The organism is Aquirufa beregesia, from assembly GCF_011090385.1.
In the GTDB taxonomy this organism is placed as follows: Bacteria; Bacteroidota; Bacteroidia; order Cytophagales; family Spirosomataceae; genus Aquirufa; species Aquirufa beregesia.
Genome location: NZ_SEWW01000001.1, coordinates 47,371 through 71,477 on the forward strand (window position 1 = coordinate 47,371; position 24,107 = coordinate 71,477).

At 37.3% G+C, this 24,107-nt stretch carries 23 protein-coding genes; 9 read left to right on the plus strand and 14 right to left on the minus strand.

The genetic code is table 11. The features are described from left to right. Window positions 1-23: 23 nt before the first annotated feature. Genes EWU23_RS00195 through EWU23_RS00205 form a run of 3 tightly spaced genes read left to right on the plus strand, consistent with a single transcriptional unit; the run spans window position 24 to window position 4,607 of the window. The gene (locus EWU23_RS00195; protein ID WP_166227635.1) at window positions 24-2,279 is read left to right on the plus strand and encodes a peptidylprolyl isomerase; all 2,256 of its coding nucleotides are present in this window, start codon (window positions 24-26) and stop codon (window positions 2,277-2,279) included. 7 nt (window positions 2,280-2,286) lie between these two features. Beyond that, a complete protein-coding gene (locus tag EWU23_RS00200; RefSeq protein ID WP_166227637.1) occupies window positions 2,287-3,645 on the plus strand; it encodes a peptidylprolyl isomerase in 1,359 nt (452 codons plus the stop codon). Next, window positions 3,642-4,607, plus strand: coding sequence for an AAA family ATPase (locus EWU23_RS00205; protein WP_166227639.1), 966 nt, complete (start codon window positions 3,642-3,644; stop codon window positions 4,605-4,607). The genes EWU23_RS00200 and EWU23_RS00205 overlap by 4 nt, the downstream gene beginning before the upstream one ends. A gap of 920 nt (window positions 4,608-5,527) precedes the next feature. Here the strand turns inward: EWU23_RS00205 and EWU23_RS00210 are convergent. From EWU23_RS00210 to EWU23_RS00220, 3 genes are read right to left on the minus strand one after another with little or no spacing between them, the layout of a single operon-like run. Next, entirely contained in the window at window positions 5,528-6,322 is a 795-nt protein-coding gene (locus EWU23_RS00210; protein WP_109322699.1) for a thymidylate synthase, read from the minus strand. A gap of 3 nt (window positions 6,323-6,325) precedes the next feature. After that, window positions 6,326-6,763 carry an OsmC family protein gene (locus EWU23_RS00215; RefSeq protein WP_166227641.1) on the minus strand — a complete coding sequence of 146 codons (438 nt, stop codon included), beginning with the start codon at window positions 6,761-6,763 and terminating at the stop codon, window positions 6,326-6,328. 1 nt (window position 6,764) lies between these two features. After that, complete coding sequence (locus EWU23_RS00220; protein ID WP_166227643.1) at window positions 6,765-8,105, minus strand: alkaline phosphatase D family protein; 1,341 nt, start codon at window positions 8,103-8,105, stop codon at window positions 6,765-6,767. Window positions 8,106-8,149: 44 nt separating this feature from the next. On the opposite strand from EWU23_RS00220, the gene lysA reads away from it, so the two are divergent. Next, the gene (gene lysA / locus EWU23_RS00225; RefSeq protein ID WP_166227645.1) at window positions 8,150-9,385 is read left to right on the plus strand and encodes a diaminopimelate decarboxylase; all 1,236 of its coding nucleotides are present in this window, start codon (window positions 8,150-8,152) and stop codon (window positions 9,383-9,385) included. Between the two features lie 94 nt (window positions 9,386-9,479). Here the strand turns inward: lysA and EWU23_RS00230 are convergent, their stop codons facing one another. The 7 genes from EWU23_RS00230 to EWU23_RS00260 form a co-directional block, all read right to left on the minus strand. Further along, window positions 9,480-9,836 (minus strand): DUF4386 domain-containing protein, encoded by a 357-nt coding sequence (locus EWU23_RS00230; RefSeq protein ID WP_166227647.1) that lies wholly within the window; start codon window positions 9,834-9,836, stop codon window positions 9,480-9,482. Continuing rightward, window positions 9,817-10,167 carry a DUF4386 domain-containing protein gene (locus EWU23_RS00235; protein ID WP_166227649.1) on the minus strand — a complete coding sequence of 117 codons (351 nt, stop codon included), beginning with the start codon at window positions 10,165-10,167 and terminating at the stop codon, window positions 9,817-9,819. Before EWU23_RS00235 ends, EWU23_RS00230 begins: the two co-directional genes overlap by 20 nt. A gap of 332 nt (window positions 10,168-10,499) precedes the next feature. Continuing rightward, window positions 10,500-10,694, minus strand: a complete 195-nt coding sequence (locus EWU23_RS00240; protein ID WP_166227651.1) for a hypothetical protein — start codon at window positions 10,692-10,694, stop codon at window positions 10,500-10,502. Between the two features lie 216 nt (window positions 10,695-10,910). Next, window positions 10,911-12,158, minus strand: coding sequence for a hypothetical protein (locus tag EWU23_RS00245; RefSeq protein WP_166227653.1), 1,248 nt, complete (start codon window positions 12,156-12,158; stop codon window positions 10,911-10,913). Between the two features lie 193 nt (window positions 12,159-12,351). Continuing rightward, the gene (locus EWU23_RS00250; protein ID WP_317164280.1) at window positions 12,352-12,927 is read right to left on the minus strand and encodes a hypothetical protein; all 576 of its coding nucleotides are present in this window, start codon (window positions 12,925-12,927) and stop codon (window positions 12,352-12,354) included. A gap of 233 nt (window positions 12,928-13,160) precedes the next feature. Then, the gene (locus tag EWU23_RS00255) at window positions 13,161-14,003 is read right to left on the minus strand and encodes a hypothetical protein (protein ID WP_166227657.1); all 843 of its coding nucleotides are present in this window, start codon (window positions 14,001-14,003) and stop codon (window positions 13,161-13,163) included. 195 nt (window positions 14,004-14,198) lie between these two features. Beyond that, window positions 14,199-15,629 carry a circularly permuted type 2 ATP-grasp protein gene (locus tag EWU23_RS00260; protein WP_166227659.1) on the minus strand — a complete coding sequence of 477 codons (1,431 nt, stop codon included), beginning with the start codon at window positions 15,627-15,629 and terminating at the stop codon, window positions 14,199-14,201. A gap of 324 nt (window positions 15,630-15,953) precedes the next feature. Here EWU23_RS00260 and EWU23_RS00265 point away from each other — a divergent pair, with 324 nt between their 5' ends. After that, window positions 15,954-16,439 (plus strand): methylated-DNA--[protein]-cysteine S-methyltransferase, encoded by a 486-nt coding sequence (locus EWU23_RS00265; protein WP_166227661.1) that lies wholly within the window; start codon window positions 15,954-15,956, stop codon window positions 16,437-16,439. Between the two features lie 14 nt (window positions 16,440-16,453). After that, window positions 16,454-18,121 carry a helix-hairpin-helix domain-containing protein gene (locus EWU23_RS00270; RefSeq protein WP_166227663.1) on the plus strand — a complete coding sequence of 556 codons (1,668 nt, stop codon included), beginning with the start codon at window positions 16,454-16,456 and terminating at the stop codon, window positions 18,119-18,121. On the opposite strand, the gene EWU23_RS00275 is transcribed toward EWU23_RS00270, so the two are convergent. Then, window positions 18,118-18,840, minus strand: a complete 723-nt coding sequence (locus tag EWU23_RS00275; protein WP_166227665.1) for an LOG family protein — start codon at window positions 18,838-18,840, stop codon at window positions 18,118-18,120. The genes EWU23_RS00270 and EWU23_RS00275 overlap by 4 nt on opposite strands. A gap of 81 nt (window positions 18,841-18,921) precedes the next feature. On the opposite strand from EWU23_RS00275, the gene rpiB reads away from it, so the two are divergent. Continuing rightward, a complete protein-coding gene (rpiB, locus tag EWU23_RS00280) occupies window positions 18,922-19,359 on the plus strand; it encodes a ribose 5-phosphate isomerase B (protein WP_166227667.1) in 438 nt (145 codons plus the stop codon). Here the strand turns inward: rpiB and EWU23_RS00285 are convergent. Next, window positions 19,356-20,726, minus strand: a complete 1,371-nt coding sequence (locus EWU23_RS00285; RefSeq protein WP_166227669.1) for a hypothetical protein — start codon at window positions 20,724-20,726, stop codon at window positions 19,356-19,358. The genes rpiB and EWU23_RS00285 overlap by 4 nt on opposite strands. 85 nt (window positions 20,727-20,811) lie before the next feature. Between EWU23_RS00285 and rbfA the strand changes: the two genes are divergently transcribed. Both rbfA and EWU23_RS00295 read left to right on the plus strand, forming a co-directional pair. Beyond that, entirely contained in the window at window positions 20,812-21,186 is a 375-nt protein-coding gene (rbfA, locus tag EWU23_RS00290; protein ID WP_166227671.1) for a 30S ribosome-binding factor RbfA, read from the plus strand. Between the two features lie 95 nt (window positions 21,187-21,281). Further along, window positions 21,282-22,421, plus strand: coding sequence for an ABC transporter permease (locus EWU23_RS00295; RefSeq protein WP_205753034.1), 1,140 nt, complete (start codon window positions 21,282-21,284; stop codon window positions 22,419-22,421). On the opposite strand, the gene EWU23_RS00300 is transcribed toward EWU23_RS00295, so the two are convergent. Further along, window positions 22,408-23,646: a dicarboxylate/amino acid:cation symporter gene (locus tag EWU23_RS00300; RefSeq protein WP_166227675.1), complete on the minus strand. Its 1,239-nt coding sequence runs from the start codon at window positions 23,644-23,646 to the stop codon at window positions 22,408-22,410. The genes EWU23_RS00295 and EWU23_RS00300 overlap by 14 nt on opposite strands. Window positions 23,647-23,650: 4 nt before the next feature. After that, the gene (locus EWU23_RS00305; RefSeq protein ID WP_166227677.1) at window positions 23,651-24,097 is read right to left on the minus strand and encodes an SRPBCC family protein; all 447 of its coding nucleotides are present in this window, start codon (window positions 24,095-24,097) and stop codon (window positions 23,651-23,653) included. Window positions 24,098-24,107 lie beyond the last annotated feature (10 nt).

Sequence of the window (24,107 nt, forward strand, 5' to 3'; positions counted from 1 at the left end):
TGGACAAGCAAAATTGGCAAACTATGCGTTTTCGTTTTCACTTATTAGCTTTTATATATTTTCTTTTTACCCTTCCAAGCACCTTGGCACAAGAGGGATTTCCGATTCAGATTGGCCCTAAAAAAATCAGTTCGGCTCAGTTTTCCTCCATTTACCGTCGTTTGATTGAAAGCGATAGTATAAAACCAGATAATAAGAATAAATTTCTATCTGATTATTTAGACTTATCCTTGAAATTAGTAGCTGCAGAAGATGAAAAATTGGCTGAAAATCCTGGTTTTCAGGAGGAATATGCTAGTTTTCGTAAGGAATTGGCTAGTCCTTATTTAGTGGATAATGACAAGGTGAATGCCCTAGTGAAAGAGGCGTACCAACGTTTGAAGGATGAAAAGCAAGTGGCTCACATATTAGTCAAATTACCTGCCAATCCTAGTCCAGGAGATACTTTAATAGCCTATCAGAAAATTGATAATTTATATAAAAAACTGAAAGCAGGAGAGGATTTTGCCTCATTGGCCCTACGCTTTTCTGATGATGAATTAACGGCTAAAAAAGGCGGGAATTTGGGTTTTATCACCAGTTTACAAACACAATATGCTTTTGAAAATAAAGTGTATGAACTGGCTTTGGGTGAATATTCTAGTCCTGTGAGAACGTCCAACGGCTATCATTTGATCAAAATACTGAAGCAGCGTCCTAACCAAGGAAAAATTCGTTTGGCTCATATTCTAATTTCTGTACCAGTAGAAGCAGGAACCCCCTTCCAAGTAGAAGCAAAAAAGAAAATAGAGCAAGTAGAAGCTTATCTGAAAAAGGGAGAAAGCTATGAAGATGTTTGTCGAAATTATTCAGAGGATCCTTACTCCAAAGGGCGTGGTGGTGAATTGCGTCGCTGGTATTATTCTTCTGATTTAAGTGAAGAATTACAAGATAAGTTATTTGGTCTACAGCGTTTGGGAGATATTTCAGAACCTATTCGGACCAATTTAGGTTGGCAAATTTTCAAATTATTGGACAAAAAGCCACTTCTTTCTTATGAAGAAATGGCTGAATACTTACGTCAAAAGGTAAATACGGATCCAGAGCGTAGTGCTTTAATCCGCCAGTCATTCATGAAGCGGGTGCGAGTAGAAAACCGAGTGGCCATTTTGGAAGAATCCAAGAAAATGGCTTTGGAGCGTTTTGCTCGTGATCGTGTAGGAGATGAGCCTTGGCTTCAGTTTCCTTTGTTTAAAGTCTTGGATAAATCGTTTACGATCCATGAATTTTATCAGTTTATTGTCGCCCAACAGCGCAGAAAAGTAAAGGAATTAGGCTATTTACCAGCCGTATCAGAAGTCACTTGGTTAGACGAGTTTATTGATTCTCATACACTAAGGGCTGAGGAGCAGCATTTGGAAACAAAATATCCTGCCTTTAAAGAGCAGATGACGGAGTTTTTAGAGGGTAGTTTATTAAGCAAGATAACTGACCGTGAGATCTTTGAAAAATCGTTGGATTCTTTACGTCAACAAGCTTATTATCAGGAAAATATGTCATTGTTTACTATGCCCGTTAGAGCTGAAGTTAAACTGATTTCATCTGATAATGCCAAGACCTTAGCTGATGCCATGGAATTGCTTAAATCGGCCCCTTACCCTATGAATAAGCGTTATCCGGATATTTTATTCAAATTGGGACAATCTGAACTGAATGTGAATGCCAAAAAAGTATTACAAGAATTGGGTTTGTTGATGAGTAAGAACCGTGATTATGTGGTGGAAGTGACGGGACATATTGATGGAACGGAACATGATACTTTATCAGAAGGGCGTGTTAATCAGGTAGTTGAATTTTTAGCTAGTAAGGGAATTAATAACGTTAGATTCATCGAAAAGGATGAGGGGAAATTAGTATCAGCTTCCAAAACGGATAAAGCCAAGAATGCTCGAGTGAGTTTTCGTTTATTCTCTCAATCCATGGATGATGTGGTCAAGCGCTTTAATGCCATTAAACCTAAAAGCTTAGAAGCTACAGAAGGGTATTTTAAAAAGGGTGAAATACCTGTTTTAGATGCTCAAGCCTGGCAGGTTGGCAAAAAGAATTTGGAATATGAAGGCCGTTATGTTTATCTTGAGATTAAAAAAGTAGAAGAACAGCGTGTTAAGACCTTTGACGAATGTAGAAGTAGTATCATTCGTGATTTGCAAGCGCAACTAGATAAGGAGTGGCTTAAGAAATTGAAGAATAAGTATCCGATTGTTATTCAGCAAGAGGAATTACAAAAATTAATGCAATAAAAAATTTATGAAATTGAATCGTTGGATTTTTGGAGGAGTGATGTTGATGCTGTCTTGGGCAACATTTGCACAAGAGGCTAGTAAAGGAACTTTGTTGGATAAGATTATTGTCAAGGTCGACAATCATTATATTTTAAAATCAGAGGTCGAGCAGCAATACCAGCAGTATTTGTCGAGTGGCCAAGCCAATACACCTACTCGCTGTCAATTATTAGAAGGTTTGGTTATCAATAAATTAATGTTAGCCAAAGCTGAGATAGACTCTGTGATTGTGGAGGATAAGCGTGTTGAAATGGAATTGAATTCCCGCATGGATCAAATGGAAACTCAATATGGTTCTTCCAAAAATATTGTAGAGGCTTTTGGTAAGTCAATCGTTAATTTGAAAGAAGATTTACGCACCTCATTGAAGGAACAGTTGACCGGACGTAAGATGCAAGATAAGATTACAGGTGACGTGAAAATTACGCCGAAAGAAGTGGCTGCTTTTTTTGCGGCTATTCCCACAGATTCATTGCCTTATTTGCCTTCTGAAGTAGAAGTGGGTCACATTGTTCGCTTGGCTCAGCCGAATAAAAATCAGAAGAATGAGTTAATTGCTAAGTTATTGGATTACCGCAAACGAGTGGAAAAAGGGGAGAGTTTTGAGGAGTTAGCTAAATTGTATTCAGAAGATTTAGGAAGTGGAAAACGTGGCGGGGATTTAGGTTTTTCTAAACGTGGGCAAATGGTTGCTCCATTTGAAGCTGCCGCATTGAAGTTGAAGCCAGGAGTGATGTCGGATGTGGTTGAATCAGAATTTGGATTTCACTTGATTCAATTATTGGAGATTCGTGGACAAGAATATCATGCAAGACATATTTTGTTACGTCCTGATTATCAAAAACTTGATTTAACAGAGCCAACTAAGTTTTTGGATAGTATCCGTGTCTTGATTCAAAGAGATTCCATCAAGTTTGATCGTGCTGCAAGAGAATTTTCTGAAGATAAACCAACCCAAGATGCGGGTGGTATGTTGATAGACCCAGGTACTCGTACTACTCGTATGCCATTTGATAGTGGCATGGAGCCAGGTTTATATTTCTCCTTGGATTCCATGAAAGTAGGTACTATTTCGACACCTATTTCTTATCGTACAGAAGATGGAAGAAGTGCTGTGCGCGTCTTATATTTTAAGGCGAAACATCCTCCTCACTTTGCCAATTTGAAAGATGATTATCAAAAGATTGCTGCCATTGCTTTGACCCGTAAAAAGAATCAGGCGGTAGAGAAATGGTTTATGAAAGCAAAAGAGGATGTCTTTATTTTCATTGATGACGAATATAAAGATTGTAATTTATTGGCGGGCAGTGTAACAGGAGAATGATGAACGACGTACAATTAGCCGAATCATTTGTTAAGGATTTTCAGCGGATTAAAACAGCGGTAGCAGACCGCATTGTTGGTCAGGAGGAAATTATTGATTTGCTATTAATTTCATTGTTTTGCGAAGGACACTGTTTGTTGGTAGGTGTTCCTGGATTAGCTAAAACACGATTAGTGCATACGGTGGCTGCATTGACAGATTTAGAATTTCGTCGGATTCAGTTTACACCTGATTTGATGCCATCAGACATCATTGGAGCAGAGGTGATGGATGCACAAAGAAATTTTGTGTTTAACCGAGGACCGATTTTCTCCAATATTGTTTTAGCGGATGAAATTAACCGTACACCTCCTAAGACCCAGTCGGCCTTATTGGAGGCTATGCAAGAAGAAACCGTTTCTGTGGCTGGAGAGAGTTATCCTTTACCCAAGCCATTCTTTGTTTTAGCTACTCAAAACCCGATTGAACAGGAAGGAACGTACCCACTACCAGAGGCTCAGTTAGACCGTTTTTTATTTATGTTGGTCTTGGATTACCCATCCTATGAAGAGGAAGTAGCGGTAGTACGTATGTCCGAGAGATCCAATGCCGAAACATTACCAGCCTCCATTTTAAATGCTCACACTTTATTGGAATACCAGCAATTGGTAAAACGTGTACCTGTTCCAGATCATGTGGTAGAAACCGCTGTGAAATGGGTACATCAAACAAGACCGAATTCTGCCTTAGCCACAGAAGTGACTAATTCATACATCTCTTGGGGGGCAGGTCCTAGAGCCTCGCAAAATTTGATTTTGGCAGCTAAGTGCCGTGCCTTATTACAAGGAAGATTTTCACCCAACGTGGAAGATGTACGTGCGGTTGCCGTACCTGTTCTTCAGCACCGTATCATTTTGAATTACAAAGCGGAGTCACAAGGATTGAATGCCGCGGAGGTGGTGAGGAGAATTATTGAAGAATGAAGAATGTCTTGTCCTGAAATAGGTAGACTTTGTGTTTATTAATAATTCATTGTAAATATAAATTAAGCTGCATATAAATCAACTGGCTTTTTCATTTTTAAAGCTAAATGTGGTCTTGTTCTGAAATAAGTTGACTTTAGGTTTGTTAATAATACATCTTAAATAAAAATTTAGCAGTTTCAAAACCTCCAAAGTCTTTCTTTTTATAAAAATTAAAGGCCATGGTAAATGGTGTGATTATAGTTCTTTTGAATCAGCTCATAAATAACATCACTTAAAATCCAATTTTACGGTATTTCTTTTTTTTGAAAAAAAAGAAACAAAAAAACTTCTTTTCTTGTCGGTCATCAAAGGCGAATTTCGCTTCGCGAAACCGTGATTCACTCCGCTATCGCCTATATTTTTGACGCCGACACGCATCGCCTTTGCTAAGGTCAAAACCTCGTCTACCGCTGCGTTCATCATCTTTCGCTCGTGCTGACCGACGGTATTTTCTATCAAAAAATCTCAAAATTCATTCTAAAAACTAAACTCTAATAAAGACAACTGATGAGGTTAATCCCAACGAAAGATGGGAACGTAGCATGAGCGAAGCGGTAGGCGGATATTTGACCCGGCGCATAGGCCATGTGCGTTAGAGTCAAAGATTAAAGCCGTATGCGGAGTGAACATCGGTTCCGCGTAGCGGAATTCGTCTTAGGATTAACCGTACTTCATTTTTTTTTGTTTCTTTTTTTTAAAAAAAAGAAATACCTAAGTAATCGCATTAAAGTAGAGTGCGATATAAAATAACATGTATTGCTTCAATAAATACATATCGGAAAATCCCAAATATTAATGTTCGATAACTACCAGCTGAGTCGTCCTAAAAACTGTCAACCTATATCAGGACAAGACACAAGACATTCTTCATTCTACATTTATACAGCCACTGGTGCCTTAATCCCTGGATGAGGGTCGTAGTTTTCTAAGGTGAAATCCTCGTAAGTAAATTCAAAAATATCTTTAACGGCTGGATTAATTTTCATTTGAGGCAAAGCTCTTGGTTCACGGGACAACTGCTTTTCCACTTGTTCCATGTGGTTGGAATATAAGTGAGTATCGCCGCCAGTCCACACAAAATCTCCTAGACCTAAATCACATACCTGAGCTATCATCATCGTCAAGAGTGCATAACTAGCGATGTTGAATGGCACTCCTAAAAATACATCGGCCGAACGCTGGTATAACTGACAAGATAGCTTACCATCGGCCACATAAAATTGGAATAGGGCATGACACGGCATCAAGGCCATTTTAGGCAAATCAGCGACATTCCAAGCAGAAACAATGATCCTTCGAGAATCTGGATTGGTTTTTAAGGTATGGATTACTTCTTTGATTTGGTCAATCACTTGTCCATTCGGTCCTTCCCAAGAACGCCATTGTTTACCATATACGGGTCCCAAATCTCCGTTTTCATTCGCCCATTCATCCCAAATAGATACTTCATGTTCTTTTAGGTATTGGATGTTGGTCTCACCCTTTAAAAACCACAATAACTCATAAATGATGGATTTGGTATGTACTTTCTTGGTCGTTAACATGGGGAATCCTTCCTCCAAATTAAATCGCATTTGGTAACCAAATACACTTAAAGTTCCTGTTCCTGTTCGGTCCGATTTAAAGGTGCCGTTTTCTTTGATATGACGCAATAGGTCTAAATATACTTTCATGGACTAAATTTCGAAGGCTTCACCGTTCAACAATAGGGTATGGGTAATTACAGAACTAGGTTCTAATTGTGCAGTCGCAGAGCAGTATTTATCCATGGACATTTGGATGGCTTTTAAAGCTTTAGCTCCATCAATATTGCCTTGTAATTCAAATTGAATGTTAATCGTTCTAAATGGTGTTTTCTCCGTTCCTTCAATCTTTTCTCTAGTGCCCGACACGCGGATTTGAAAATCATCTACCACCTGTCTTTGTTTCTTCAAAATTAAGATGACATCAATGGCAGTACAGCCCCCTAAACCCATTAAGAGCAACTCCATAGGTCTTGCACCTGCATTATGTCCACCGATTCCTTCTGCGGCATCAATATGAACGGGTACAGTAGAACTGCCTCTAGCTTCGAAATGAAAATCTTGATCTACTCGATTTAATACAACTTCCATGTTATTTCAATTGACTTGATGTGATACGTTGTTTCCACAATTCCTTCCCCTCTGAATTCACTAAATTAATCTCTAATATACGATCTTTTAGTGGACCGCTGACAGAAATATGGGCAAAAGCACGCTGATTGCTCACTGTTCCTGGTACTAATGTTTTATTTAAATCCTCCGGGGTAGGGCTTGCCGTTCCTGCAGTTAATGGAGAAACTGTTAAGTCAAACAAAGGATAGGTGCCTGGGCGTTCCATTTTCCAAAAACTTGACCAATGACGGTCGCCAGAAATGAATAAAACACCGGGGATATTTCTGTTTTTAATCTCTTTTAATAATTGTGTATGCTCTTGTTCATAATTTGCCATGTTTTCAAACACCTTGGCAGGATTAATCACTTGTCCGCCATTGACGATGATTTTAAAACTAGCTCTGCTAGTTGTCAAAGCATCCAACAACCACTGCAATTGTTTTTGTCCAAAATAATCCTTGGCCGGATTCTTTTCATCGTTGGGAGCTTTAAACCAGCGATCGTCCATCATGAAAAACTCGACATCCGCCCATTGAAACATTCCTGTAACAGCTTCATTGGGATAGACAAAATTGGGGTTACCCCAATACAGTTTAAACAATTCCAAGGAAGTATGCTTTAAGGCAAATGAACGATCTGCGTCGTTAGGACCATAATCGTGATCATCCCAAATCGCATAATGGTGGGTACTGGCCAATAAAGGTTGAACGGATTTTTGTCCACGAGTATGGTCATTTCTGTGAATCATGCCCGTTCTTGTATTCCAATCAGTCTCTCGGTAATAAAAATTATCACCTCCCCAAATCATGAAATCAGGCTTTTTGTCATATATCGCCTTGTAGATTTCGTCGGCTCCACCATAAGGTCTACCTGGTCTATCCGTAGCCTCCTCATTGATGTAATTACATGAACCTACTACAAATTGAAAATTAGGGGGATCAGTTCGGTATTGCCAAAGCGTTTGAGTTTGAAATTCTAATGGATAATCAAAGTTGACCTTTTTATGGTCTACCCACACTTCATAGGTATATTTTTTACCCATGCTTACTTCATCGGCAATGATTCGAGCGATATTGGCTTGGGATTTTTGTGTGCTAATGGCAGAAGAAAGGCGAACCAATTTATTAGCATCACTACCTTTTTCCCAATATTTGATTTGTACCTGAGCTGGCTTTTGAGTTTGTACCCAAATCAATACCTCTTTCATTTCAGAATATCCCAACATGGGGCCACTTTTTACTTGTGCCAAGGAAGAGGAAATGGCTGAAATTCCGAAGAATAAGCTGAGAAGGATTAGTCTTATTTTGTTTGTTGACTGCATAGATAAGAAGATTAGCACTATCTTTGTGCCTTAATTTATTAACAATGGCCTATTATTCCATTCAAGGTATTCCTTTGACAACGCTTGCCAAACAATTTGGTACACCTCTTTACGTATATAATGCGGACAAAATTAGAGAAAAAATCTCGGTTCTTCGTTCCGCATTTGATGATATATCCTTGTCGATCAAGTACGCTTGTAAGGCAAATACGAATATCTCCATTTTGAAGTTGATGTTGGCAGAAGGCGTGGATTTGGATGTGGTTTCACCACAGGAATTGGAATTAGGTTTATTGGCAGGGTATCGGGGTGATCAGATTACTTTTACACCGAGTGGGGTAGAGTTTGAGGAAATAGAATTTGCGGTATCCCAAGGCGCGATGGTTAATTTGGATAATTTGTCGGTCTTAGAAAAGTTTGGCCAAAAATACGGTTCATCGGTACCTTGTTTATTGCGCATTAAGCCCCACGTTTTTGGAGGGGGAAATGCCAAAATCATGACGGCACATCCAGAATCCAAGTTTGGTATATCCATTCATCAAAAGGCGGAGATTTTGGCTTTGGTGAATCAATATCAAATAAAGGTGATTGGTTTACATCAACATACGGGTTCTGATATTAAAGATGGAAAGACCTTTGAACAAGCAGCGTCAGCCTTGTTTGAATTTGCTAAGGATTTTCCAGATTTAGAATTGATGGATTTGGGAGGAGGGTTTAAAGTACCTTATTCTCCTGAAGATCCAGGCGTAAACATGCAGGAGATTGGTCAAATCATGGGCAATGCCTTCTTGAAATTCTGTGCACATTATGGCAAAGAATTGAAGCTTTGGGTGGAACCGGGTAAGTTTTTAGTATCAGAGGCAGGAACTTTATTAACTACTGCTACGGTGGTTAAACGAGATCCCATTAAAACATTTTTGGGAATTAATTCCGGATTAAATCATTTGATTCGTCCGATGATGTATGGTTCATATCATTATATTTTCAATGCTTCAAACGAAGAGGATGTCCAACAAGATGCTTACCGTGTGGTAGGAAATATATGTGAGACAGATACTTTCTCTTTTGATTTTGAAGGAAATCAAAATGAGCGCATTTTAAATGAAGTTAAAGAAGGAGATATCATCGCCTTTGCCAATGCGGGTGCATATGGTTTTACGATGGCATCTCATTACAATTCTCGCTTTCTTCCTGCCGAAGTATTGGTAGACCAATCAGAAGCCAAATTAATCCGCAAAAGAGATACCTTGGAGGATTTGGTGAGAAACCAGATTTATTAGTGATTAGTGTTTTTGATTAGGGATTTTGATTGGTGTATTAGATTTGTCAAATTTTCAAAATTTGACAAATCTAAGCTCCAAGCTTCGACAAACCTTAGCATTTTGATGAATCAATTCCTTTGATGAGTAACCACAAACAAAGAGATAATTCACCTACAAAAATCGGAATGGCAAAGTACATGAACAAAGGATTGGCAAATCCTTTGGAGAGAAACATGGTAAAACTATTGATCAAATAGCACAGTCCAGCTATGGCATATAATACGCCAATAATTTTTGGTATGGCATTGGTTTTGAAAATGATATACCCAATTAGAATACAATAAAATCCAAAGAATACTAAACCAATTCCATAACCTTGTGCTTGAATATTTAAGGACAAAAGAGCGAGTGTGGCTAATTGACTTGGTTGAAAAGCTGCTAAGTAAGTGTCATTGCTTAAAAGTAACAAGGGGGGTAATTTGATTTAATAGATTGACTGCAATAATGGCCGTTTGAATAATAGCCATGGCTAAAGCAATTTGCAGGATAAGCTTATTCGATTTTTTGAAAAAGTGATAAATGATCAATATAGTGGGTATTCCAATCACAAAATTGATCAGGTCAGCAGCAAAACCCCAACGATAAAGCATTTCATTCGTTTGAATATTATGGGCAGTAGCCAATGCATTATTGGGCACTCGTAAAGCTTGCCTAACAAAAACTTCTGAAAACATTCCTGTAGCAATCACGACTAAATAGCAAAATCCTGCAATTCGGGCTAAATTTTTATCTGAAATCATTTTTTGTAGGAAGTATCATTGATTGTAAATTATTTCCATGGAAAGTAAAATTAGAAACAATAGCCCAAATAAAAATAGTGGCTTATTCTTCTGATGGAGAGCCCATCAAATATTCTATGCCCAAAATAGGTATGGCACGAATTTAACCCCATCTAAATATTAAAAATCATAAAATGCAAAATAGCTAACATTTTCAAGGTAGGGTAGATTTATTTTGCTAAAATAGTCGCATAAGCCGCCCAAACACAATATGTTATACCAGCTGATGCTTGCCAATCTGCCAAAACCAACACTATTTTCTGATACACAATTAAGAGATGGTGAGTAGAAAATTATAACCATTTTTCATAAAGATGCTTGGCTTTCGCATGATCATTTAATTTACTGTCCTCTGCCTCTTGCAGTCCTTTTTCGATGGATTTATTTTCCAATTCATAGATTTTATTGAGCAAAGTAAATTCATTGAGATTGGTACTCTTTGGGATTAATTCTAACTTCTTGCTTTGTTTGATTGATTCCGTTTTCATATTCAAAATTAATTTAATGCTGTTCGACATGTTCCGAAGGGTCATGTCGAACAGCAGATCAATCTTTATCGTTTTCTTTTCTTCGAACAGAGGATGAAGTTGGCTGAGGTTCTCGAAGCCAAATTTATTTTTATCAAAGGATTACAAATCCCTATCATCTGTCGTTCGACATGACCCTTCGGAACATGTCGAACAGCAGAGTTAACAGCATTAAATCTATCTTGTATCACTAGATTTGACAACTATATTTCTTGAGATTTCATACACTAGTGCCATTTCAATATTTAGACTAATTACATTTTCAGATGTATGAACAAAAGGGACAGCCTTGGTTTCGTCAAAATCGGGATTGGAATGTACAATTGAACAACGCATAGCATACACTCGGTTTGTCAATGATTGGAAAAATGTCACCTCATTGGTAAAGTCTAATAATGGAATTTTGAGTGGTTTATAGCAGTTAAATATTTGTTCCTTTTGGAAGTGATCTAAAAGTTTTGTTGCATCTAAATATTCTCGAAATTCATGCATGTTAACGAATTGCTGCAAAACCCTTGTTAATTTAATTTTGTCAGTTAAATGTTTTTCATTTTCCTTTTTAAAAATATTAATTGCTTGTTCAATGTAATTGTCGGTTTTGAGGTGGAAGTCAGGTTTTAAGAGCAACTGCTTTACTTGTGCTGCAACCACAAAATAAGCACTTTTATCAGAAAAATATTCAAGAATATGAAAATAGCATAAGTATTTGAAAGGTATATAGTCAACCTTTTCTGATAAATGATAGTACTGAATTAACTCAGGTATATATTTTTTATATGTAAAATTTATCGGGTGTGCAGGTACCTCCAATGCAGGTCTTTTGAGTCGAGGAATTCTTTTGTTCAGGCTATTTAATTCAATAGGTTCATAAGCTAAATTGAAGCTATATTCAAAGTCAAACAAGACTGAATTTAAAATATTTCTTAAATCGTTATTTAGACCATCAGGTGAAGTCCTTTTAAAGTTTTCAATTGTGATTATCCAGTTTCGTTTCCCAGATCCAAATCTATAAAGCAAACTATACAAGTCCGAAGCTGGAGTATTTTCAACATTACTTTCTAAGTGAATACTTAACTCATTCTTAAAATAATTTAGGATGATTTCAAATTTTTGTTTTTTACTCGAAGGCCCCATATAGTGGTTACTAATGGATGATAGAACAATTTCATATTTATCTTGATACTTAACACCTAAGTATTCATCTAAAATTACTGATTCGTTCGATAAAAATTTATCTAACAATTCTAATTTGCTTTCTGAGGAAACGGTAACGGAAATATTTTTGTTACCATGAAAATTTGAAATAATATAATATGTGTCAATTACTGGAACTTCACCTTCCTGAGTAAATGGATCTTCCTCTTCAATTTTATCAATCTTCAAATGTTTGAATTTTTCTTTAAGTGCTTTTATCTTGTCTTCCATATATTAATATTTGCAAATTGTGTTTGTACATTTATTACTATTTATGTTCCACACTTGGCGTTCATGCGGTGGATTTCGGAGCACAAAACTGTCAACCTGTACTGAACTTGAATAGAAGCACAAAGCTCCAAGTTTGCACGTCACCCCGCCTGACGCAAAACTCGTGTTATAAACTGTGGTTTTTGTATTCATTTTAGATTTTCTGTTTGTTTTTCACTTCTTTATCATAGCCAATTTGCCAAAAATACATATCCAAAATTTTCATTACTGGATAATGTTGTTCTGTCTTTTTCAAAATAAGTTTTTGTGCGTTGTCTATTTCAGTTGTATGATTGTTAATAAAGTCAAACAGTTCATTTAATGAATTGTAATTGAAAGCAGTATTTTTAATTTTCTTTTCTTTTAAACCGTTAATGAAATATTTGTCATAAGCGGGAACACAACTCAAAGTGCCAAGTAATATTTTACTTAACAATGTGTCTGTCGGTGAAATTGGTTTTGGTTTGTCTGCTCCCTTTGTAAACTTAATGTTTTTATAATGGTTAGATAGTATGTCTTTTAAGATTAAAATGTCTTTGATATTAGATTTATTAACTTCTTTTATTGAGTTGCATTTTAGTTTTTGTCCTTTATTTGAAAACAAAATGTCAACTGCACCTTTGTGAATTAAATGATTTTTTTGAAGTAAGCCACTAGAGCCTCTATACATTCCCCAACTTGCCAAATAAAATGCCAACTCTAAAATATGACTGTCTTTCTGATTTGACACACTGAATGATTGGTGGCAATTGTCCCACGACTTATACCTGTGAAATTCGTCTGTAGTAATTCCGTTCAAGTATTTTTCAATTGTTGGTATTATTTCCATTTGTCAAGATAGTCTGATTGTTCTTGATGTCGCCTTACCATTTGCTATAAAGTTTTGCCTGAAGATGATGTTGCCTTGTGTTGTGTCTGTGGCAAGGCAATATTACATACACGCTATTATGTGAAGATTAGATTTTAAATTCCTGCTAATTTTAAAAGTGTCGAACACGGACTTAACATTGGTCTTCTGTGACAAATTCTTAAATATTTTGATGCGTTTGGTGGTACAAGAGGCGCAACCACTCTAATTTGGTCCAATGGTCCTGGAGGGTCCAATGTTATTGCATTAGCTAAGCACCAAGCATTGAAACTACCAACAGCACCAACATCAAATAAGATTATTCTACCAAAACTAGTAAGTGCAAAACCAATTGCTATTGTTTTTTGAATATAACAAATTAGATAATTCAGTGTATTAATAATGTTATGTGGGTATGTCGTGGGCCCTACTCCCCAAGAGCTTATACAAGCTTGACTATAATTTGCATTGCCTCTTCCTGAATATTTGATAGCATAAGGAAACAAGTCTAAAAGTAAAAACCCTTCTCTTGCACATGCTTCCAAAAACGAAACCGTATCTGGAAATGCCATTCCCGGAAATAAGCTGTTTTTTATTGCGCTAGTCCATGTTTGACTTAAGGAAGGATTACCGGTTGTAGGATTCCATCTTAAAGGTGTGGGATTGTAGAAATAATTCATTGGGTTCGGTGGTGGAGCTTCCCCAATTAATATTTTCGTGATTCTTGGTTCACATATTTTTCCTTTGTTTAGTTCAAATCCTTTAAGTATCTCTTCAATTGATAATCCATTCGGATAATTTCCTTTAGCATTCATTATACACAAATAGTATATGTACCGCATGAAATGAACATGATAATAACTTAAATAATCAGGAAATGGTGGAACAGCAACAGTTCTTCCATTGAAATATCCCTTTGATATTACAAGAGGATAATTGTAGTCTACATTTGTTATCATATTTTGTTTTTTATTTTCACATAACAAACATTTCCACGCTACTACAAATCGTAAATCCACCCTGTAAAGACTGAATTGGCGATACTGAGTTGGTTAAATTAATAACATGTACCTCAATTTATCTAAATCTTATTGATTTACAATGAGTTATGAATAAACCCCGATTTAACCTATTTCAAGACAAGACATTCTACATTAATAAAGCACCCACGTATCCTTCGAGCCACCACCTTGTGAGGAATTGACTACTAAGGAGCCTTTTCTCAATGCTACACGGGTTAAACCTCCGGGGATTACCTTGACTTCATTTCCATATAAAATATAGGGTCTTAGGTCTACATGGCGCCCTTCAGGATGATCTTCTATCAAACAAGGTACTCGCGACAAGGATATAGTCGGTTGAGCAATGTAATTTCTTGGATTTTCTAAAATGTATTTTTTGAATTTCTCTTGTTCCTCTTTAGTTGATTTAGGTCCAATCAGCATGCCGTATCCACCTGCTTCATTGGCTTCTTTCACCACCAACTTTTCGATGTTTTCCAAGACATACTTTCTGTCGGCTTCTTCTCCGCAGATATAGGTTTCCACATTGGGAAGGATGGCATCTTCTCCTAAATAATATTTGATGATTTTAGGCACATAGGCATAGATTACCTTATCATCTGCCACCCCTGTGCCTGGCGCATTAGCTAAGGCTACTCGTCCTTTTTTATACACTTCAAATATCCCTGGAATACCAATCATGGAATCTGGGTTGAATGTTTGAGGGTCTAAAAAGGTGTCGTCTATACGGCGGTAAATCACATCTACAATCTTGAAACCTTTGGTCGTACGCATTTTGACATAGCCTTCATGAACCACCAAATCACGGGCATCCACTAATTCTACTCCCATTTGTTGGGCCAAATAAGAATGCTCAAAATAGGCCGAATTGTAAATTCCAGGAGTTAATACCACCACAGTTGGATCTGGACGATCACTAATGAAACGCAGCATTTCCAACAGTTTATGTGGGTAATCAGAAATGGTTCGAATCTGCGTTTTGGCCACGACCTCAGGAAATGTTTGCTTGAACAATTCTCGGTTTTCCAACATGTAGGACACACCTGAAGGACAGCGTAAATTGTCTTCCAATACCATAAATTCACCATTATCACCCCGAATTAAATCCGTTCCTGTAATGTGAATCCAAATGTTTTTAGGTGGTTTAATCCCTATGCAGGGGGCTAAAAAGTTTTTGGAAGAATAGATAACTTCCTTGGGAATAATTCCGTCTTTGATGATTTTTTGATCGGAATAAATATCAGATAAAAATAAATTTAATGCTGTAATTCGTTGAACTAGGCCTTTCTCCACATTATCCCAATCAGAACCATTCACAATTCGGGGAATGATATCCACGGGCATGATACGCTCCGTACCTTCGTTTTCGGAATAGACATTGAACGTGATACCCATGGCCATTAAGGCTCTTTCGGCAGATTGATGGCGACGTAAAAATTCTTCTTTACTTAATTGTTCTACGCGTTCTTTGAATGGTTGATATCCTTCGCGAACTAGTCCCTCTGGACTAAACATTTCGTCGTAAAATCCTTCTGTTTGGTAATCTTTAAATGAGAAATTCATAGGCTTTATTATTCTGGAATGCTTGATTAGGTAATAATTTAGGATTTTATTTCTGGAAAAAAAAGAGGTAATACATTATAAAGTATAGATTATAATTTATAAATGGCAACGATAAATTAGGAATTTTATATGGTCTTATTTTAAAAGAATCTGATTCAGGTATCAGATAATTGGTTTAATTTTAAAATATATCAAATGCTAATTTTGATTTTTTTCATTTGGTGAAATTAAATTTATACGGAACTATTCTTACGATAAATTATAAATAGAAATTTCAATTTCGTTTAAATAAATAATTCATCATTTACACTTTATAATTTACTCATGTTTTTCTACCATTCTCCCATCGGATTTATACAAATAGGACTTTCAGATAAAGGCTTGACCTCCTTGCAATTTGTGGAAATTGGGGGGAATGATTCCATAACAGATGAATTAAAAGGAATGCAGGAAGAAGTGGTGCGGAATTTGGATGCCTATTTTGAAAGGTCTCATTGGAAGTGGACTTGTCCTATTGATTTTTCAAAAGCTACCACATTTCAAAGGAAAGTTTGGTCGGCATTACTCGAAATTCCTGCTGGGGAAGTGATGTCCTATCAGCAAATTGCTGAGTTAATCGAACAACCTAAGGCCGCACAAGCGGTAGGGAATGCCAATGCCCAAAATCCCGTGCTGTTGCTTGTTCCATGCCATCGGGTCATCGGTTCAGATGGTTCATTAGTCGGGTATAGGGGAGAGTTGTGGAGAAAAGAATGGTTGTTAAAACATGAAGGATATCCAGGTCTAAGTCAGCAATTGAATCTTTTTTAGGCTTATCTTTGGGTATGGGAAATGATGAAATTGTAGACGCTCTGGAATTATTGGTGAAACTATGGGATGTCCATGGTATCAATGAATTTAAAAGTAAAAATTTGGCTTTTGCAGCCCGTGGATTGGATAAATATCCCGGTAAAATCTCCTCTCTTACAGAAACAGAATTATTACAAATACCTGGCGTAGGGAAGTCCATTGTTAAGATTATTTTAGACCTAATTCAAGTTGGAAGCAGCTCCGACTTGGATGGAATACTAGAACAAACGCCTCCGGGGATTTTGAACCTATTAAAAATCAAAGGTCTAGGGCCTAAGAAAGTAGGTCTTATTTGGAAGGAATTGGGCATCACTGATTTAGATGATTTATTAACAGCATGTGAAGAAAACCGCTTGGAGCAATTGAAAGGTTTTGGAAAAGCAGTTCAAGAAAATGTGCAGCTTTATATTCAATTCCTCAAGCAAAATGCTAAAAAACTTCGATTAGATAAAGCCACCCATTTGTCGCACATCATTCTGGAGCAGTTGAAAACAAAATTCAGCCAAGTAGCTGAAGCTGGAGAGTTGTCGAGGAATTGTGAAGTAATTTCCGAACTCATTTTCTTAGTTGAATCAACTGATATTTTTGGCTCAGGCGCGCTTATCAATTCCATTGAAGGAATGGAAGAAGATATCCAAGCATCATCTCCTTTTACTTGGAGAGGCTTATTTCATGGACATCTATTAGCTCTCCAAATTCATGTTATTGCACCAGATCAATGGGGAAATGCGCTATTTCAACAGGTGGCTCATCCAGAGCATTTGATCTCCATTCAATTTTATAAATATTTTCAAGGCAAAGCGATTACTTCCGACAAAGAGGTGTATGATACCTTAGTATTGCCTTATATCGTTCCTGAAATGCGGGAAGGATTCAAAGAATTTGAATGGTCGCAAAAGCATCAATCCGATGAATTGATTCAATATTCCGATTTAAAAGGTTGCTTACATAATCACTCGACCTATTCCGATGGTAAAAACACCGTATTGGAAATGGCTGAGGCTTGCCGAGCACAGGGTTTGCAGTATTTTGGTATAGCTGATCATTCTCAATATGCCGCTTATGCCAATGGTTTAAAAGAAGACCGTGTTATAGCCCAACAGGAGGAAATAGACAAATTGAATACCCGATGGAATGATTTTACCATCCTGAAGGGCATTGAAGCAGATATTTTACCAGATGGGTCTTTGGATTATGATGCGTCTGTTTTAGCGCGATTTGATTATGTAGTGGCATCTGTACACGCTCAATTAGCCATGGATTTAGACCGTTCCATGCCACGTGTTATTAAGGCCATTGAAAATCCATATACCTCTATTTTGGGGCATCCTACAGGCCGACTGCTATTAACCCGAGCGGGGTTTCCTTTGCACATGGATAAGATTTTAGATGCCTGTAAAGCTAATGGCGTCAGCATTGAATTGAATGCTAGTCCTTATCGTTTAGATTTAGATTGGCGTTATATTTATGATGCGATGGACAAGGGCATTTTTGTTTCCATCAATCCCGATGCCCACCAAATAGAAGGCATCCGAGATATGGAATATGGGGTCAAAGTAGGTCGAAAAGGAGGATTATTGCGCTCCTTAACCTTAAATGCACTGAATGTCCAAGACGTGAAAACCTTTTTTAAAAAAGCTTAGAAGTTTGGTTTCAATAAGTATTTGGCATAGAATTCATCGATGACGCGTACGGCTTCGGTAGGTGTATCGACTAAGGAAAATAAATCCAAATCTTCTTCATTGATATTCCCTTGGGTGATCATGGTGTTTTTTACCCAATCAATTAGGCCTTTCCAGTAATCTGTGCCTACTAATACCACGGGGAAACGTCCAATTTTATGAGTTTGAATCAGGGTTAATGATTCAAACATTTCATCCAAGGTGCCAAATCCACCCGGCATGATGATAAATCCTTGAGAATATTTTACAAACATGACTTTTCTGACAAAGAAGAAGTCGAAATTGATGTTCTTGTCATGGTCAATGTAAGGATTAGCAAATTGCTCGAATGGCAATTCAATATTTAATCCTACGGATCTACCACCTTCTGTTTTGGCCCCTTTATTACCCGCTTCCATAATACCTGGGCCACCACCTGTAATCACTCCATAGCCATGCCTCACCAGTTTAGCAGCAATTTCTTCCGCTACTTGGTAATAAGGATTGTCTGGCTTAGTTCTTGCCGAACCAAAAATGGATACGCAAGGTCCAATTTTAGATAGTTTATCAATGCCTTCGACAAATTCACTCATGATCTTGAAAATCCTCCAAGACTCTTCCGATTTTATTTGTGCCCAGGTTTTGTCTCCAAATGCTTTTTTGATTCTTTCTTCTTCGTTCTGCCGATCGTTCTCCAACATAAATTTATTCTTTTGATACTACGCAAATGTAGGATTTATCCGCTTACCTTTGTTAAGAATTTAGAACTAAAATACAAGACAATGAGCTTAACTTTTGCTGTTGGTGGTGATCATGCCGGATTTGATTATAAAAATGATTTGATTGATTTCTTATCAGAAAGAGGAATCACAGTGAAGGATTATGGTACTTTTTCGGCAGATTCAGTGGATTATCCAGATTTTGCACATCCTGTGGCATCGGCTGTAGAAAATGGTGAACAGCGTTTTGGTTTACTCCTTTGTGGAAGTGCTAATGGAGTGGCCATTACGGCGAATAAACACCAGGGTATACGTGCTGGATTAGCTTGGAATGTAGAGGTAGCTAAATTAATCCGTCAGCATAATGATGCCAACGTTATTTGTTTACCCGTTCGTTTTATTTCCTTAGAAGAAGCTAAAGCTTGTTTAGCTACATTCATTGAAACTCCTTTTGAAGGTGGTCGTCACCAAGGCCGTGTAGGTAAAATCGCGTGTAGCTAAGGATTTTTTTGGTACAAATTGGGGGAGATTTGTCGGTACGACTTTCTTAAACGAGGTAAATAGACACTCAGTTTTTTGATGTTGTTTTCTGCATCATAGATGTAATCTGGGGCATCTTTTTCAAAATATTCGTGCAATAAAACTACATTTTTGTATTGATCCAAATTAGAAAAAAGGGGTTTAGCTAAATCCCAATTGACAAAAGGTCCTACCATTTGGTTCCCCAAATACTCTTCAATTTGTGGCCCTAACACCATCAATCTTTGATTCTTTAGCGTCAAGGTAGGGGCGGGAATACGCTCTCGATCCTTATTTTTGATTTCAATTTGTACATTATACCAAGTCCCAGCTATCAATAACCAAATGGCTATTTCTTTTAGAATAGCATTGCTGCTTAAGTGAAAAATATTGAGCCCAAAATAAGCTAATGCTGGAAGGAAAAAAAGTAAATTGATCCGAATCAAAGAGGGCACAGTCAACGTAGCAAAAATAGCTGTAATGAGCCAGATGAGATTTGTTTGCTGCCCTTTTTGAGCATTGGAGCGTATTCTTCTACTGCGTAACACCAACCAAAATCCCCAAATTCCAATGAATAAAACAGGTGCGAAAACACCTGCAATTTGCGTGACTTCTAGCTGCTCAGGGACTTGAAATTGAAAAGCGGAGCGTTTAAATACCTGAATCATGAAGGGCAAATTTCCATTGATGGAAAAAAACAGGATGTTCAAGGAGAAGACCATGAAGAATCCGACAAACATCAGTACTATTTGTCGTAAGGTAATACCCGAATAAAATAGCAAACTCAATAAGGCCCACACAAAGAATAAGGAATAACTCAAGTAAAATAAACTGGCTATAGCCATGTAAATGCCTATGAGTATGACTCGGTCATTGACTTGTAGGGTTCTTTGTTGATAGATAATTTCCCTCCATGCCAATAATAAAAAAGTCAAGCCAACTAAGGCAGGACCAGGGGCTAAAAACTCCAAGGATAAATGAAAGATGATGGCATACATCAAAAATGGTAAATACCCAATTTGAGGCATCAATTCAAAGCGCTGAATGGTTTGTTGGAAAATATAACTTTGGTAAATAACAATGATGGAAGATAAATAAATATTCCAATGCACGGGTATCGATAACCATTGAATGATCTGATAAAAAAGAGCAGCTAATGGGGCCGTATTGTCACTAATGTCCTCATAAATCAAGAAGCCTTGATTTAATTTTTGACCCAATAAATAGTTTTTAATCTCCCAAGGAAATGGAGCCAAGCCCCATTGCTGGATATAAAATAAACTTATAAGCCAAATTGTTACCAACAAAAGGGTAGGCAAGATGGAATCAGACTTGAAAATTTGGAACATATTTTTGGAACACTGTCCCTAAATTACGGTTAATCCAATTATTATTCTGAAATTTGTGAGATTTTTAGGTAAAGAAAGGAGAAATATGGAAAGCAAGCGTCAACAAAAGTTTGGTCGTCAAATACAAAAGGATTTAAGTGATATCTTTCAAAAGGAATTTAAAGAGATTTTTGGCAAAGGGATGGTCACTATTACGGATGTAAAAATGAGCCCAGATTTATCGGCTGCTCGTTGTTATTTGAGCTTTCTTTTAGTGGATGATCCGCAAAGTATAGTGGACATTTTAGAAGAAAAAACGAAAGCCATACGTAATGCCTTGGCCAATCGAATTCGCCATCAAGTACGAATCATTCCTCACTTGTCGTTCTATTTAGATGATACTGCAGCCTATGCAGCTAAGATTGAAGCTTTATTTGAAGGATTAGTCATTCCTCCTGCTACTGACGAGGAAGATAAATAAATTGTATTCCCTTGAATCTACCCTTATTTGTTGCAAAAAGGTATTTTTTCACCAAGTCTAAGGCGAGTTTTATCACCTTCATTTCCCGCATTTCTATGCTGGGCGTGGGTGTGGAAGTCATGGCCTTAATTCTGATTTTGTCGGTATTTAATGGGTTAGAAGAATTCCAAAAAGATTTATTTAAAACGTACGATCCAGATGTAAAGGTAATTTCTACCAAGGATGCTCGATTTACACTTTCTGCCCAGCAAAAAATGGCAGTAAAATCTCTTGAAGGCATTCGCTTCGTCAATCCCATTTTAGAAGATCAAGCTCTTATTCGTTATAAAAACAAGCAATTGGTTGTTCGTTTTAAAGGGGTTGATGAAGCGTTTTTGAAGGCCGAACGCTTAAAGAAACAAGTGGTGGAAGGAGATTATTTTGTTCAAAATGGAGAACATGCCTTTGCTGTGGTAGGTATCGGAGTGTTTTTAAATATGGGAATGAGTTTTGAAGATGTTTTTACACCCATAGAAGCCTGGTATCCCAATCACCAAGCATTGAAGCGCTTTACGGCGAATGAGCAATCCATACGAAGTAATCGGTTTTTTCCTTCTGGAGTGATGGAAGTAGAGCAATCGTTTGATAATCAAATGATATTAGTACCTCTACCCTGGATGGAGGAATTGATGGGTGTAGATAATCAAATTTCTGCTTTGGAAATCATGATTGAGGATTCCGCCGATGAGCAACAAATTAAAACGAAACTTGAGGCTTTATTTGGAAAAGACTTTCAGGTTCAAACTCGGGATGAACAACACGCTGCTCTTTTGAAAGCCATCAAGATTGAAAAATTCTTTGTTTTCTTAATCATGGCCTTTGTGATGGGTATTGCTTCCTTTACCTTGTTTTATGCCCTTTCCTTATTGGTCATTGAAAAAAAGAAGGACCTTTCTACCTTATTGGCTATGGGTTTTACGAAAAGACAGATGTTCCAAACTTTCTTATTGGTTGGAGTATTAATTAGCTTCTCAGGGGCTATCTTGGGGATGTTATTAGGTTATGGATTAGGTTATATTCAACAGGAATTTGGGATAATATCCTTAGGAATCCCTAATTCACTGATCGATGCCTATCCCATCCAAATGCATATGTCGGATTTCATCCAAACCGCATTGGTGGTCATCATTGTCACATTTTTAGCTTCTATATTTCCAGCAAGAAAAGCCGTTGAAATGACTTTTAAGCGTTCGTAGGAGGATTGAATTCTCCTTCCCACTTAGACACGACACAGGTAGCAACTCCATTTCCTGCCACTGATGTAACGGTTCTACCCATATCTAAGAAAGGATCGACTCCCAGTAATAAAGCGATTCCTTCTGCAGGTAAATTAAACATGGTTAAAGTTCCTGCGATAATAACGAGGGAGGCTCTTGGTACACCAGCTATTCCTTTGGAGGTAATCATTAAGGTTAATAACATGGTGATTTGCTGCTCTAAGCTTAAATGAACCCCATAGGCTTGAGCTATAAATCCTGTAGCAAAGGTCATGTACAACATGGAGCCGTCTAAGTTAAAACTATAACCTAAGGGTAACACAAAACCCACGATTCTGCGACTGCAACCAAACCGCTCTAAGGCAGCAATGGTCTGAGGGAAGGATGCTTCAGAACTGGCCGTAGAGAATGAAATTAATAAAGCTTCTTTGAGTTCTTTTAATAAGCCCCAATATGGGATTTTGTTGAATATACAGATGGCCCACAATACGACTACCGTAAAAAATAAAAGACCCCCTAAGAAGCAAATCATCAAATAACCATAACTAATTAAGATACTCAATCCCTTATTCGCTACCACGGTAGTCATAGCGGCAAAAACGGCATAAGGTGCCACTTCCATCACATAATTAACCATTTTGAAAACAACCTCGGCTAAGTTTTCAAACACATGGATGAGTTTTTTACCTGTTTCCCCGATAGACCCTAAGGCCACTCCAAAGAATAAAGAAAAGATGACGATTTGAAGTATCTCATTTTCTGCCAATGCTTTAAAAAAACTATCAGGGAAAATGTGCAAAATGAAGTCTTCTAAGGTTTTAGCTTTTGAGGCATCTATACCCGTAGAAGTTCCTGCTGCAGGTTTTGGCCAAGATTGTAAACTTCCTGGTTGCGTGATATTTACCACAACCAAACCTGTTACCAAGGAAAGTAGGGTAGCAAAATAGAAATATCCAATGGTTTTTAATCCAATTCTACCCACAGCTTTAAAGTCACCTAATTTGGCAATACCCACCACAAGAGTACAAAATACTAAGGGTCCTACAATCATTTTGATTAATCGTAGGAAAATCTTGGATATCACCTGAAAACGTTGCGCCCACTCATGACTTTCTTCGGGGGAAAAAGAGAGGAAGAAGTATTCGCCTAAAGCGAGTCCTAGGATAAAACCTAAGATGATTTTTTGAGTAAGGCTTAATTTCATATGTTTAGCGAAGTGTAAGTATGGATTTATAAAAAGGTTTGCGATAGGCAATCATTCCCCAAAGTAAGGGATAAAGTAGAATATCTAAAAATTTGGAGGAAGTGGAATACGAAATCTGATCAATGACTCGAGTTTGGTCAATACTCAATTTCTCTAAAATATGTTGATGTTTCCAAAATTTTATACCCAAGGGAATGCGTCTTCCTTCATCGATAAAATATATTTTATCATCACTCTGAAAATCTTCAGTAATTTCTGAGTCCCAATACAGGCTAAAAAAGCCTAATTTAATTTCTAATTGGACTAAATCTCCTTTTCGACAGCCATCGAATCTGTTGATGGAAATAGGAGGGAAAGGGGGAGATAATTTGGTTAATAAATCCTTATCAAATAGAGTCCAAACATATTCAATCGGAGAGTAAATAGGAGTTTGGACTCTAAATGATGGCATAAGGTGGGAT